Source organism: Chryseobacterium tongliaonense (assembly GCF_041224435.1).
In the GTDB taxonomy this organism is placed as follows: domain Bacteria; phylum Bacteroidota; class Bacteroidia; order Flavobacteriales; family Weeksellaceae; genus Chryseobacterium; species Chryseobacterium tongliaoense.
The window spans coordinates 226,710-240,614 of record NZ_JBGFFD010000001.1 but is presented as its reverse complement, the minus strand read 5'-3'; the positions used below and the strand labels follow the sequence as shown (position 1 = coordinate 240,614).

At 35.7% G+C, this 13,905-nt stretch carries 16 protein-coding genes; 10 read left to right on the top strand and 6 right to left on the bottom strand.

Annotated elements, in window-relative coordinates:
• Nucleotides 1-7 precede the first annotated feature (7 nt).
• The 4 genes from porW to AB8P06_RS01140 all read right to left on the bottom strand — a co-directional run bounded on the left by porW (nucleotide 8) and on the right by AB8P06_RS01140 (nucleotide 4,489).
• Nucleotides 8-2,581: a type IX secretion system periplasmic lipoprotein PorW/SprE gene (gene porW / locus AB8P06_RS01155; RefSeq protein WP_369836747.1), complete on the bottom strand. Its 2,574-nt coding sequence runs from the start codon at nucleotides 2,579-2,581 to the stop codon at nucleotides 8-10.
• Between the two features lie 86 nt (nucleotides 2,582-2,667).
• Complete coding sequence (locus AB8P06_RS01150; protein ID WP_369836744.1) at nucleotides 2,668-3,222, bottom strand: Maf family nucleotide pyrophosphatase; 555 nt, start codon at nucleotides 3,220-3,222, stop codon at nucleotides 2,668-2,670.
• 9 nt (nucleotides 3,223-3,231) lie between these two features.
• Complete coding sequence (locus tag AB8P06_RS01145; RefSeq protein ID WP_369836742.1) at nucleotides 3,232-3,750, bottom strand: KdsC family phosphatase; 519 nt, start codon at nucleotides 3,748-3,750, stop codon at nucleotides 3,232-3,234.
• Entirely contained in the window at nucleotides 3,740-4,489 is a 750-nt protein-coding gene (locus AB8P06_RS01140; RefSeq protein WP_369836739.1) for a Rossmann-like and DUF2520 domain-containing protein, read from the bottom strand. Before AB8P06_RS01140 ends, AB8P06_RS01145 begins: the two co-directional genes overlap by 11 nt.
• Nucleotides 4,490-4,880: 391 nt before the next feature.
• Here AB8P06_RS01140 and AB8P06_RS01135 point away from each other — a divergent pair, with 391 nt between their 5' ends.
• The 4 genes from AB8P06_RS01135 to lepA all read left to right on the top strand — a co-directional run bounded on the left by AB8P06_RS01135 (nucleotide 4,881) and on the right by lepA (nucleotide 8,456).
• A complete protein-coding gene (locus tag AB8P06_RS01135) occupies nucleotides 4,881-5,432 on the top strand; it encodes an RNA polymerase sigma factor (protein WP_369836737.1) in 552 nt (183 codons plus the stop codon).
• A gap of 16 nt (nucleotides 5,433-5,448) precedes the next feature.
• A complete protein-coding gene (locus AB8P06_RS01130; protein WP_369836734.1) occupies nucleotides 5,449-5,973 on the top strand; it encodes a hypothetical protein in 525 nt (174 codons plus the stop codon).
• Between the two features lie 7 nt (nucleotides 5,974-5,980).
• Complete coding sequence (locus AB8P06_RS01125) at nucleotides 5,981-6,490, top strand: hypothetical protein (protein ID WP_369836732.1); 510 nt, start codon at nucleotides 5,981-5,983, stop codon at nucleotides 6,488-6,490.
• Nucleotides 6,491-6,659: 169 nt separating this feature from the next.
• Entirely contained in the window at nucleotides 6,660-8,456 is a 1,797-nt protein-coding gene (lepA, locus tag AB8P06_RS01120; RefSeq protein WP_369836729.1) for a translation elongation factor 4, read from the top strand.
• Nucleotides 8,457-8,502: 46 nt separating this feature from the next.
• Here the strand turns inward: lepA and AB8P06_RS01115 are convergent, their stop codons facing one another.
• Together AB8P06_RS01115 and AB8P06_RS01110 are read right to left on the bottom strand one after the other, a co-directional pair.
• Entirely contained in the window at nucleotides 8,503-8,712 is a 210-nt protein-coding gene (locus tag AB8P06_RS01115; protein WP_369836727.1) for a hypothetical protein, read from the bottom strand.
• 158 nt (nucleotides 8,713-8,870) lie between these two features.
• Complete coding sequence (locus tag AB8P06_RS01110) at nucleotides 8,871-9,515, bottom strand: DUF1579 domain-containing protein (protein WP_369836725.1); 645 nt, start codon at nucleotides 9,513-9,515, stop codon at nucleotides 8,871-8,873.
• 133 nt (nucleotides 9,516-9,648) lie between these two features.
• Here AB8P06_RS01110 and AB8P06_RS01105 point away from each other — a divergent pair, with 133 nt between their 5' ends.
• From AB8P06_RS01105 to AB8P06_RS01080, 6 genes are all read left to right on the top strand, one after another.
• On the top strand, nucleotides 9,649-10,326 hold the full coding sequence (locus tag AB8P06_RS01105) for an NUDIX hydrolase (protein ID WP_369836723.1): 678 nt from the start codon (nucleotides 9,649-9,651) through the stop codon (nucleotides 10,324-10,326).
• Between the two features lie 337 nt (nucleotides 10,327-10,663).
• Nucleotides 10,664-11,206, top strand: coding sequence for a riboflavin biosynthesis intermediates N-glycosidase (ybiA, locus tag AB8P06_RS01100; protein ID WP_369836720.1), 543 nt, complete (start codon nucleotides 10,664-10,666; stop codon nucleotides 11,204-11,206).
• Between the two features lie 23 nt (nucleotides 11,207-11,229).
• The gene (locus AB8P06_RS01095; protein ID WP_369836717.1) at nucleotides 11,230-11,601 is read left to right on the top strand and encodes a prolyl 4-hydroxylase family protein; all 372 of its coding nucleotides are present in this window, start codon (nucleotides 11,230-11,232) and stop codon (nucleotides 11,599-11,601) included.
• Complete coding sequence (locus AB8P06_RS01090) at nucleotides 11,598-11,771, top strand: 2OG-Fe(II) oxygenase family protein (RefSeq protein WP_369838360.1); 174 nt, start codon at nucleotides 11,598-11,600, stop codon at nucleotides 11,769-11,771. Before AB8P06_RS01095 ends, AB8P06_RS01090 begins: the two co-directional genes overlap by 4 nt.
• A gap of 116 nt (nucleotides 11,772-11,887) precedes the next feature.
• Nucleotides 11,888-12,856: an SPFH domain-containing protein gene (locus AB8P06_RS01085; protein ID WP_369836714.1), complete on the top strand. Its 969-nt coding sequence runs from the start codon at nucleotides 11,888-11,890 to the stop codon at nucleotides 12,854-12,856.
• A 108-nt stretch (nucleotides 12,857-12,964) separates the two neighbouring features.
• Entirely contained in the window at nucleotides 12,965-13,873 is a 909-nt protein-coding gene (locus tag AB8P06_RS01080; protein WP_369836711.1) for an NAD(+)/NADH kinase, read from the top strand.
• Nucleotides 13,874-13,905 lie beyond the last annotated feature (32 nt).

The following is a 13,905-nucleotide window of genomic DNA, read 5'->3' as shown; positions in this document are numbered from 1 at the left end:
TTTTATTTTATTGAGGCTTTACCGGAACCGAATTAGGATTTGGCGGTGCCGTTTTTTTCTGTTTATTATTCATCATCTGCTGTCCGTTGTTTTGATTCGGAACAGGATTATTCGGGTTTGCAGGCATGGTATTATTTTGCTGCGCCGTTTGTTGTACGGTCTGTACAGGCTTCCCGGGATTTTGAGGAACGACATTTCCTTTATTATCCGTTGCCTGGAAAGCCAGGTCACTTTTCAGATAATTCAGCATTTCTTTAGCCTTTAAACCTTCCGGAGTTTTGGAATAATTTAAAGCAATCTGTTCCAGCTGTAAGATCATAACCTCTTTTCCACTCGATTTTCCTGCATTAAAAGCATTAAGCAGATATAATTTAGGAACAAGGGCATCTTTGGGATATTTCTGGATGGCCTGATCTATAACGCCTTTACTCTCTTCAAATTTCTCCGATTCAAATAAGGCATAAGCGGTTTTATAATCGTTTTCAACATCTGCGGAAGATTTTACAAAAGAATTGTTCTTAGGGTTTCTTGCAAATTCTGCATAAGAAGTATAAGGATAATCTGTCAGTAAGATCTGTTTTGCCCTGTCTGCAGACTGTGGATTTTTCTCATAATTCATTGCAAAAATCTCATACAGTGCCTGTAGCATTACTTTCTCTTCAGGCTTTACATCAACAAGATCATACAATGTTTTTGTAGCCAACGGAGTATTGGTGAAATAATTCTGATACATGATTCCTAAGCCGAGAGAAGCAGTATCCCTGTCTTTTTTCAGCTGGCCTAATTTACCGGCGTCCGTCGGAATCTGTTCAATATAATAAGCCGGCTCAAAACGTCTTGGATTAGGTGCTGAAGTTACTCCCAACGCTTCATTCTTCATGTCTTCGATAGAAGTCATTTTCTTTGAATAACGCCAGTTATCACTTAAAGCCCTTTCACCCCAGGTCTGCTTAAACGATGAAGTTCCTTTGCTCACTGTTCCTGTATTGCTGAAATAAAAGCCTTTCGGTGTAGTTCCGAAATCTTCAAAAGAATTGGAGCTGTTGGCAAAAAGTGATGTGGAGCTGTAATCACCGGTATCAAAACCTTTGTTTCTCTCTTCGCGTTTTCTTTCCAGTTCTTCCTTCTCTTCTTTTGCTTTTAATTTCGCAATATGCTTGGCAAAATAATCGGTTCTTTGTGCATTATCCATTTTTGCCAAAGCAAGAATACTGTCATTTTTCTTGATTAAATAATAGTTTTTTGAAATCTTCTTGATATTGGCAGACTGATCCTGTAAAAGAATTTTAGAAGGTTCATAAGTCATCACGGCAAGAGCAGAATCATAATAGGTTCCCGCACCGATATAATCATTCTTATCCAGATAGCTCTTCCCTATTTCATAAAAAGCAAGGCCGCGAACCTGTGGATCGGAAACCTTTTCTGTCAGGGATTTTCTGAAAAACTGTTGGGCCTCATCTTTTTTACCGGCTTTATTGGCCATTAAACCTAAAGCATAGTAAAATTCATTCTTTCTCGAAGTATAAGTCCCTTTATTACTGATTTTTTCAAGATAATCCTTAGCCCCGTTATAATCCCCTTTTCCGTTGAAGGTTTTGGCGATTTCTATCTGGGATTTAACTTCAAATTCAAAATCATTTGCATATTTATAGGCTGCTAAAAAGCTTTCTCTTGCCTTTTCATTTTGTCCTAATTCTTCTAAAATCTGACCTCTTAAAAATGCGATTCTGCTTTTAAGCTTTCTGTTACCATTTAATTCAAATGCACGGTCAAGCTCTTTTACAGACTCCTCTTTTTTTCCGGCATCCAGAAGGGTTTCGGAATTATAGATGCTTAAAAGTTTTTCATAATCCTTATTCATCTTTTCCCCTTTAAGCTTACTGAAAACTTCCTGAGCTTTATGATAATCCTTACGCTGACTGTAAGCTACGGCCTGGTAAATCCTTGCCAAAGGAATCCTTTTATCATCCTTCATGTGGGTGAAAACATAATTTAAGGCATCAAGGGCACCCAAAGATTTATTCTGGTAAATTCTTGCCTGTACAAGAATCATATAGGCATCAAAGATTTGCTTATTCTTTTCTTCACCGTTTCTGATGACAGAATATTTATTGATTGCTTTCAAAGCTTTGGCTTCAGCAATTTCCAGTGTGGTAGCTCCTTTTGTTTCGGGTGTCTGATCATCAGCAGCCTTACCGAAAGAATTACCGGGATTTCCAGGGATTCCGGGCGGCATATTCGGTTTACCTCCGTTGGCTTTATCAGAAAGAGGAGATGAAGATCTGCCTACATCTGCCATTTTCATAGAATTTTCTGCAAATGCGGTAGATTGTCCGAGATCGCTTCCCAAAGGCTGATCTTCATACGTAAGAATAGGAATATAAGGCGCATAAAAATTGTCTTTATGGGCTTTATCCCTACTCGTAAACTCACTGTTTAATGCGTCTTTTGCATTAAAGAGGGTATTATAATAGGTGTTAAATCCTTTCATAAACTTTGATCGCTGCTCCGGCCTCTTGGTCTTGGTGGCACAGGAAACAACAAAACATGCTGCTAAAAGGAAAAAAATATTCTTTTTCATTATTCAATATAACTCGCTAATCTACTTTTTATTATCAAGTAGTTTGATGATTTTGTAAAAATAATAAAATTTTATATTGAAAATATTTATATTTCGCTCAAAATTTTGTAAACCAAATGAGTAGGAAGTCCCATAATCGTATAAAAGCTGCCCGTCATTTTTCTGATTTTGGCCATCCCGATCCATTCCTGGATACCATAGCTCCCGGCTTTATCGAAAGGTTTAAAATTCTGAATATAATAAGCTATTTCTTCATCTGAGAGTTCATCAAACTCTACCTCTGCAACATCGGTTTCCGTAAAGCTTTTATCTGTTGTTTTTATAGTAATTCCGGTGTAAACCTGATGAGTTCCTCCTGACAACAGCTGCAGCATACTTTTTGCATCAGCTTCGTCTTTCGGTTTTCCAAGAATTTTATGATCAAATACAACAACGGTATCAGCGGTCAGTAAAACTTCGTCATCAACAAGTTTTCTGAATGTATCTGCTTTTAATTTAGACAAATAAGCTGCTGCCTCTTCTGTTTTGACCTCTTCAGGAAGGATTTCTTCACAGTCTGTTTTTACAACTTCAAAATCGAATCTCAAACCGGAAAGCAATTCTTTTCTTCTTGGAGATTGTGATGCCAATAATAATTTCATACGAATGAATTATACAGATTGGGTATTATCATCGTACCAGTTTCCCTGAACTTTCATCACCTGCTCAATCACATCACGCACTGCTCCGCTTCCACCCTGCTTTGGAGAAATGTAGTCGGCAATTCCCTTTATTTCCGGAACTGCATTTTCAGGACAGGTTGCAATGGCTGAGTTTTCCATGATGTGTAAATCCGGAAGATCATCACCCATCGTTAAAATCTCATTGTTTTTAAGATTATATTTCTTTTTAAAATCTTCATAATCTGCCATTTTATTGTGGGATTTCGGATAATAATCCTGAATTCCCAGATAATTGATCCTGTGTTTTACCATTTCATCATTTCCGCCGGTAATCACTCCGATTAAATATTTGCTTTTTAAAGCTTTAACAACAGCATATCCATCCAGAACATTCATTACCCGGGACATATTTCCGCCGGGCATCAGATATACGCTTCCATCAGTGAAAACCCCGTCTACATCAAATACAAATGCTTTTATATCTTTTAATTTCTCTTTATAGCTCATACATTTTTTTAATAGAATGATTCATTGTTTTATAAATTTCAAGACTTTCATCTTTTAATAACTGCTCATGAAGCTGCAGAACCCTGACATCATTTCTCACGGCAGGCCCGGTTTGTGCCAGTTTGGGTTCAATCTCATGGATTTTCTGAACAGTTTCATCAATTAACGGCAAAAAATAATCGAATGGGATCTCCTGGGAGTCTGAGATTTCTTTAGCCTTAGAAAAAAGATGATTTACAAAATTACAGGCAAAAACGGCCGTAAGATGAATGTATTTTCTCTTTTCATAACTGCTTTCCATTACGTTTTCCGAAATCTTGTTAGCCAGCTCAAAAAGCAATTCCTTATCGGTTTCATTTTCAGTTTCGATGAAAAAAGGAATCTTTTTATAATCCAAAGCTTTTGATTTTGAAAAAGTCTGTAAAGGATAAAAGCTTGATTTTCTGTACTCCCCTGCCAGAATTTCTTTGGGAAGCGAGCCTGAAGTATGAGCAACCAGACCGTCTTTTTTTGTGATGATTTTAGAAACATCTTCTACAGAATTGTCACTCACACAGATAAAATATACATCTGCTTCTGCCAGATGTTCCGTTGAGTAAGGAACATTCAGCTCTTCAGCTATTTTCTTTAATTCTTCAGAATTTCTTCCAAAGATCTGGACTAAAGGAATGCCGTTCAGAACAAAAGCTTTTGCCATATGAAAGGCAACATTTCCGGAACCGATTATTACAACTTGCATATAACAAAGATAAGATTTTACGATGAAGCCGGAAACTGAAAGCGGAAGTTTGTTCTTAATGCCTACACTGTAGTTATGTCTTATTATTTCTGGTTTCTTTCAATAATCAGTTTTACATCGCAAAGAAAATTATGAGTCGGACCTAATCTAAGATGAGCAAAGTTTTTAAATCTATTTTATAGATTTAAAAAAGAATGCTTTATAGGAGCTTTGCTGCTTTTCTTTGCCTTTCTTAAAATAGAGCAATTGGATTTTAAAGCTTTGCGTTAATAAAAAAATGATAAATGTAAAATAGTCTATAGTTACTTTATTTTTTAATATTTGGACTAAAAATTGAATAAGTAATTTAACTTTCAACTATTTTTGTAATCCAAAACAATGAAAGCATCTTATGAAGATTAAGGACGCGGAGATTATTGCGTTGATGCAAAACCCACGAACTCAGGAAAAGGGAGTTCGTGCGTTGATGGATGCTTATCAAAGTAGATTGTATTGGCATATAAGAAGAATCATTGTAGATGGAGATCTTGCTCAGGATACGTTGCAGGAGACATTTATTAAAGCATATCAGAATTTTCACCAGTTCAAAAATGATAGCCAATTGTACACATGGCTGTACAGGATTGCTACCAACGAAGCATTACAGCAGATCAATAAACTAAAAAAAATGCAGAAAACTGATGAAGATCCGGAATACTATATGCAGAATCTTGTAGCAGACAATGTGGAAGGTGATGCAGATGAAATACAATTATTATTACAAAACGCAATACAAAGCCTGCCTGAAAAGCAGAAGCTGGTTTTTATGATGCGGTATTATGATGATCTGCCCTATGAAGAAATATCAAAAATTGTTAATATGTCAGTAGGGACTCTGAAAACAAATTATCATTATGCCAAACAGAAAATAGAAGAATATATAAAAGAAAATTACGAGAGATAATTTTGAAAAACAACAGATGAAAGAGTTCGATATTGAAAAACTAGAACGTAAAAACATTTACAAAGTACCTGATAATTTGTTTGAAAATATTCAGGAAAAAGTAATGAATGAAGTAAAAGTAAACAAAAAAGCCCCTATCTTTAAACTCAATTGGGCTTATGCTGTTGCTGCTTCATTAGCTTTGATTTTTGGAATTACTTTTGTGCTGAATTCTGATGATTCAGCAAACAATCCGGTTACGACGGGAACTTATACCCAGAATAACCCGGCTCCGAAAACTGAAAGCGAGAAAGCTTATGAAACTTTGAAATCTGATTTAACTTCTGTTGAAAATAATAATCAAATGGTTGTTAATCAGAAAGATAATACAGCGGTTAAACAAAACGAAACAGAAGATATAAAAGCACCGCAAACAGCTAAAACTGTTTCAAAACAAACTGAGGCTCAAATGACAGAATATCTTGACTCTTTTTCTAATTCTGAAATTGCAGAATTAGCAAACAATTCTACTCAGGATGTTTATTTGGATTTATATAATTAAAAGAAAGATGAAAAAGATATTATTTACACTTCTTATTATTTATGGTTTTGGGTTGAATGCTCAAAAAACGGACTATGATTGGAAAAAAATGGATCCTAAACAAAGAAAAGAGGTAATAAATAATCTTTCTCCGGAAGAAAGAAAAGCCCTTCTTACAAAGTTCAGGAATAATATGATAATGGATAACCTGAATATTGATCCGGGTGATAAAGCTGAATTTACAGCTCTTTACAATGAATATATTGAAAGCCAGAAGCAGATAAAGAGCCAGTTTAATTCAAACTTCAATCCTGAGACATTATCGGATGATGAAGCAAAAGCAAAACTTCAACAAAGCTTTGAAGTAGGACAAAAATTACTGGATAATAGAAAAAGATATGCTGATAAAATGCAGCAGGTGATTCCTTGCCAGAAGGTTTTAAAACTTTTTCAGTCAGAAGGAATGATGAGAGATAAAATGAGTGAAAGAAAACCTCATGACAAAAACGGGATGGCAAGGCCTAAAGACAACCCATAATAGTTTATTTTTTTAATGTTGGACGACTCTTACAAATCTTTTTTGTGAGAGTCGTTTAATTTTAAAAGTGTATTGAAAAGGCTGAATTAAAATTAATTTCACAGGGATAAAATTAAGAGAGAGGAATTGTCTTGCTTTTTTTTATCTTTGCAAATTACAAGGTTCTTAAATGAAAAACATACGAAATTTTTGCATAATCGCTCATATCGACCACGGTAAAAGTACTTTGGCGGATCGTCTCCTGGAGTATACCAATACGGTTACCCAAAGAGAACTTCAGTCTCAGACGCTGGATGATATGGATCTGGAAAAAGAACGCGGGATTACCATCAAGTCTCACGCGATCCAGATGGATTATGAATACAAAGGGGAAAAATATATTTTAAACCTGATTGATACACCGGGACACGTAGATTTCTCTTACGAGGTTTCCAGGTCAATCGCAGCCTGTGAAGGAGCTCTTCTTATTGTTGATGCTGCACAAAGTATTCAGGCACAAACTATTAGTAATTTATATCTGGCATTGGAAAATGATTTAACGATCATTCCGATTCTTAATAAAATAGACCTGCCGTCTGCAAACCCTGAGGAAGTAACCGATGAGATCATGAATCTGATTGGTTGTGAATATGAAGATGTATTAAGGGTTTCCGGGAAAACGGGTGAGGGTGTTCACCATTTATTAGAGCAGATTGTTGAAAGAATTCCTGCACCGGTAGGAGATCCGAATGCACCGCTCCAGGCTTTGATCTTTGACTCGGTTTATAATCCTTTCAGAGGAATTGAAGCTTATTTTAAAGTGGTGAACGGAAGTATTTCCAAAAATGAAAAGATTAAGTTCTTCGCCACAGGAAAAGAATACGGAGCAGATGAAGTAGGTACTTTAAAGCTGAAACAGGTTCCGAAGAAAACCGTTGAATGCGGAGATGTAGGATATCTGGTTTCCGGGATTAAAGATGCACGTGAAGTAAAAGTAGGAGATACCATTACCTCATTTGAGAAGCCGGCATCGGGTCCGATTGAAGGATTTGAAGAAGTAAAGCCAATGGTTTTCGCGGGTATTTATCCTATTGATTCTGAAGATTTTGAAGAATTAAGATTCTCTCTGGAGAAATTAAGGCTGAATGATGCTTCCCTGGTTTTTGAACCTGAAAGCTCGGCAGCTTTAGGTTTCGGTTTCCGATGCGGATTCCTGGGAATGCTTCATATGGAGATCGTTCAGGAACGTCTTGACAGGGAGTTTAATATGAACGTGATCACCACGGTACCGAACGTTTCTTATTTCGGATATACCAAAAAAGAACCCGAAGTTCCGATTTTGATCAACAACCCGTCTGAAATGATGGATCCGTCAACAATGGACAGAGTGGAAGAACCATTCATTAAAGCTTCCATCATTACAAAGTCCGACTTCGTGGGCGCTGTAATGACTCTGTGTATTGAAAAACGTGGTGAAATTGTAAATCAAAGTTATTTAACATCCGAAAGAGTTGAACTGGTTTTTAACATGCCTTTGGCAGAAGTTGTTTTTGATTTCTATGACCGGTTAAAATCCATTTCCAAAGGATATGCTTCATTTGACTATCATCCGACAGGATTCAGGGCTTCAAAGCTTGTAAAAATGGATATTCTCATCAACGGGGATATGGTGGATGCTCTTTCATCATTAATTCACGATAGTAATGCGTATCACATTGGTAAAAAAATGTGTGAAAAGCTCCGTGAGCTGATCCCGAGACAGCAGTTTGATATTGCTGTTCAGGCAGCATTGGGTACTAAAGTTATTGCAAGAGAAACGATCAAAGCATTAAGAAAAGACGTTACTGCAAAATGTTATGGTGGAGATATTTCCAGAAAAAGAAAACTTTTGGAAAAGCAGAAAGAAGGAAAGAAAAAAATGAAGCAGATTGGAAGGGTAGAAGTACCGCAGTCAGCATTCATGGCAGTTTTAAAATTAAACGATTAAAAATAAAAAAGACCGGCAGATCAATTTTCTGCCGGTCTTTTTTATTTCAGAGATTTCTTTGCTTCTCGATAAGATTCCCCTGAATGACCAGAGCGCCCAGACCCAGGACAACTTCAGCGATTCCCAGTATTCTTATCAGGTTAAATCCACATACAATACATTCCGGTTCCGGAAATGGTTTTTTGCCTACAATAATGATAATTACCCCACCAATAATAATGATGATAACGATAATGGCTCTTAATAATGCTTTCATGATGGTATAAAATTAGTTTTGCCTACTCTTTAAGGTTTTCAGCTTATCCTTGCAATACCAAAATTGAAGCTAATATTCAGACTATCAGTAAGTAAAAACACCATTTTTCTATAGTGATTTCACCATAAAAAAACCGCTCTTTAAGCGGCTTTCATTTTTTATTTCTTACGGACGAATTTTATTTCCATCGTTTTCATTTCTTTTCCGGTTTTCCAGTCAGGACCATACATTTCCAGGGTATGATTATTATCGTCAATAAACGTATAAACTTCTCTTACGTCACAGTCTTTACCCGGTCTGCTCGGATCGGTCATTTTACCTTTAAATTCTATTGTCTTTTTCGAAGGATTCCAGTCTCCTGTCGTATACATGATTCCGGTTCCCATATTATCAATCCAAGTGCTTACAAATTTTTTCTTGGCATTGTCATAGCCTAATATATTCATTCCTTCAAAAGGCATCCCCATGAAATTTCCTTTATGATTGCTTACCTGATAACGGCCGTCGAAAATCATTTTATTGGTACATTCAGATTGGCTTACTACCGGTTTACCACCTTCCTCCATCCACATTGAAGTTTGCCCTGTCCAGGTTCCGTCATATTTTGCCAGCATTTTCTGCATATCTCCTGGTGTGGCATAATCCATCCATGCTTTTGTTGCGGTAGCAGAATCTATAGGCTTCCAGGCGGAATCGGCTGCTGAAGAGCCAGCCTTGCCTGAGTCTTTACCGGGATCTGTTTTTCCTTTCTCGCAGGCCATACATAATAAAGCCATGCATAATGTGATGATTAAATTTTTCATAATGTTTTAATTTTAAGTGGGTTATAATGTTTATATAAAGATATGAATTTTAAATTTGGAATAAATTATATTTTTAGTTGCTTTCGTTTTAATTCAAAATCGTAATTTTGTGTATTCATAACGCAAATTAATTATGCAGAATATAAAAGTTGCGGTAGATGCCGTTATTTTCGGATACTTTGATAAAAAAGATCTTCAGATTCTTTTAATCAAAAGAAAAATAGACCCTTTTAAAGGCGGCTGGGCTTTACCGGGAGGTTTGGTTTTAGATGATGAAAATCTTGATGATGCAGTGAAAAGGGAATTGTATGAAGAAGCAGGCATAAAACCTGATTTTCTGGAACAACTCTATACATTCGGGAATGTAGGTCGCGATCCCCGGAACAGGGTGGTTTCTGTGGCTTATTTGGGGCTGGTAAATCCTTCCTATCATGAGCTCTTTGCTGATTCTGATGCCGAAGATGCCCAATGGTTCAGTGTTAATAAACTTCCCAAATTGGCTTTCGATCATGATAAGATCATAGATATTGCGTTGAAAAGACTTCGCACCAAAATTCAATACCAGCCGATCGGCTTTAATCTTCTTAATGAAGAATTTCCTTTTTCAGACCTTGAAAATCTATACAAAACCATTATCGGACAGGAAATTGACCGCAGAAATTTCCGTAAAAAAATCATGAGCTACGAACTTCTTAATGAAACCAATAACGTTAAAAAAGAAGGCAGCGGAAGACCCGGAAAGCTTTTTACTTTCAATCAGGAAAAGTATAAGGAGCTTGAAAAACAGGGGTTTTATTTTGAGATTAAATAGTTTTAAACACAAAATTCACAAATATTTCTACACGAATAACACAGATATTTTAAACCTAAAAAAGGATTGAGAAATATCTAAATAAAATATAATCACAATTTGATATCAATAGGAACAGGCTTTAGCCCGTTCTTTTAATTAATAAATATTCCATTGGCTTTAGCCGAAACTTAAATGATTCATTTTCATTGTTCCATTGTGAATGGATTATATTGACCGCAAATGAAATTTTTACCGCTGATTATCAGTGTTTTAAATTTATTAGCGTAAAATTAACACAAATAAATTTTGTTAATAAGTTCATATTCTTTTAAATTTGTGTAAAAATAACGCAATAATGAAATACACATTACAAAATACAATAGAAAAATTTCAGAAAAAAGAAAGAATTGATTTTCTGTTCTTTTGGGGACATACCATAAAAGATGAAATTACAAAATCCTGTTTTAGTCAATGGTTTCCCAGCATTTTTGAGGAGAACTATCTTACCTATAAAACAGCAGAACACTATATGATGGTAAAGAAGGCAAGGCTATTTAAAGATAATGCAACCTTAATTGAAATATTGGATTCACAAACCCCGAAAGAGGCAAAAGATTTAGGAAGAAAAATAAAAAACTTTGATCATCAGCTTTGGGAGCAGCAAAAATATGGAATTGTAAAAAGAGGAAATTTTCTGAAGTTTTCACAAAATCAGGATCTTAAAGATTTCCTTTTATCAACGGGTGATAAAATTTTGGTAGAGGCCAGTCCTTATGATAGAATCTGGGGAATAGGAATGCTGGAATCAGATCCCAAGGTGGAAAATCCTGCACATTGGAAAGGGGAAAACCTTTTGGGATTTGCTTTGATGGAAGTAAGAGATGAATTAAAAGATTAAATACAATCACAAAATAACTGATCATGAAAAAAATAGATTTACATCCACAAATATTCTTAATTGAAGATTTTCTGTCCCCGGCAGAATGTGAAGAATATATCAGAATGTCTGAAAATAAAGTTTTCGAACAGGCTAAAATTAATATGCATGGGAGACAACTGATGAATAAAGGAGTTCGGAATAATGACAGACTGATGATTTTTGATAAGGATCTGGCTGAAAAACTATTTGATAAAGCAGTAGAATTTCTCCCGCAAAATCATGAAAACTATGCAATCGCAGATTTTAATGAAATGTTCAGAGTCTATAAATACACCCCGGGACAGAGATTCAAAATGCACAGGGACGGAAGCTATATCAGGAATGAAAATCAAAAAAGTTTCTACACTATCTGAATGATGATTTTGAAGGCGGTGAAACAGAATTTGAAAACCTGTTTACAGTAGCTCCCAAAAAAGGGTCGGCATTGGTTTTTTATCACCCGTTGAGACATGAAGGGAAAACATTAATTGATGGAACAAAATATGTTTTGCGTACCGATGTAATGTATTCTTACAAAAGATAATCCGTAAAAGGATTAAGGTAAAACTATGTAATTTTCAATTAGCGTATATATAACACAAATAATAATTTTTAAAACTTAAAGCTATGTTTGGTTTCAGACACATCAAATTTGATTCAATGACTTACGTTCTACATTTTAAAAATGGGAATATCGTAAGAGAAGGAAGAGGTTTATCATTCTTTTATTTCGCTCCGAACAGCTCCATTGCTGCTATTCCGATGGGAAGTAATGACCTGCCGTTTATTTTCAATGAAAATACCTTTGATTATCAGACCGTAAAGATCCAGGGGCAGATAAGCTGTAAAATTACCGATCCGAAAGCACTTTCAAATACATTGGATTTCACAGTGAACGAAGATGGAGTTTATAAAAAAAATGATATCGAAAAGCTAAACCAGAGAATTATCAATCTCGCACAGACTTCCACATCCTCTTTTATTCATGGATTGAATCTTAAAGAAGCCATCCGTTCCGCAAAAAATATCGAAGAAAATATTCTGGAAGGATTAATGGCTTCAGAAGCAATTCAAACCATGGGAATTGAAATTTTGGGAGCTAATATTCTGGCTGTTCAGACAACTCCGGAAATGGCAAGGGCGTTAGAAACCGAAACCCGTGAAAAACTGCAGCAGCAGGCTGATGAAGCAATTTATGAAAGAAGGAATTTTGCCGTAGAGCAGGAAAGAAAGATCAAGGAATCTGAACTGAATACGGAAATTGCTGTTGAAGAAAAGCAAAAGCAGATCGAAGAGAAAAGAATGGAAACTGAAGTTCAGCAGGAAGAAAACAACAGAATTTTAAGAGAAATGAAAATTGCTGCAGACATTTCAGTTGAAAACCAAAGAAAACAGCTGATCGGACAGAAAACGGAAAATGACAGGAAAGAAGCAGAAACTCAGGGTTATATACTGGAAACCTCTTTAAAACCTTACAAAGAAATGGATTGGCGGGTTTTAAGTGCCTTAAGCGGAAACCAGGATGCAAAATCAAATATTGCCCTTGCTTTCCGTGAACTGGCCGAAAATGCAGGAAAAATCGGAAATCTGAATATCAGTCCGGATCTGCTGGAAAATCTTTTAAAATAAGATGTAAAATGAAATTGAAGCTGAAGGTTTCTGAGATTTGAAAATTCACATACTTAATTGCTTAAATCATTAATACTTTTTACATTATACATTATACAAATTAAAAAAATGAAAACAGAATACACCATCATCATTAAAAATAAAACAAGGCTTGAGTCTTTAATTGAGAGATTCAATACCAAAGCCCAGGCTCAGTTTTATATTGAAAGTTCAGGAGGGGATTTTCAGGAATATGTGGCTGAGCATGATAAGTTCTATCAGTCTTTTCTCGAAGTTCAGACAAAGCTTTCAAAAGTCATGAAAAACAAAGTAGTGGAAAGAGAATTTGTACCCTCCTATATTTTCTCCGAAAAGAATCTGATTGTTGTTATCGGACAGGACGGATTGGTGGCGAATGTAGCCAAATATTCTAAAAATATCCCGATCATAGCCATAAACCCTGATGAAGAACGATATGACGGAATATTGCTTCCTTTCAATGTTAAAAACTTTCTGAATGGAGTGAATTCTGTAATCAACGAAAACTTTAGTTCAAAGAAGATGAGGTTTGCAGAGGCAGTATTGAATGACGGACAAAAACTATTGGCTGTGAATGATCTGTTTATCGGAATTTCTTCCCACAGTTCAGCAAGATATAAAATTATGCTGAACGGAAAAGAAGAAGTGCATTCTTCAAGCGGAATCATCGTTTCCACAAAAACAGGAAGTACAGGCTGGCTGAGTTCAATTTTTAATATGTCCTATGGAATTTTAGGTTCTAAAAAACTCAGATATCCGCAACTGAATGAAGATGATTTATACTTTGCGGTGCGGGAACCTTTTAAAAGCAAAAGAACCCAGACTGATATCTGTGGCGGAGTTATTAAAAGAGGAAATAAGCTTATAATAGAATCTCTAATGCCAAATAATGGTTTTATATTTAGTGACGGAATCGAGCAGGATTTTTTACAGTTCAACAGCGGAACAACAGCCGAAATCAGGCTTTCTGATGAAGAAGCGGTTTTGGTAATCAATTAAAAAAATGATCAAAACCTTATAATTCCTGATGA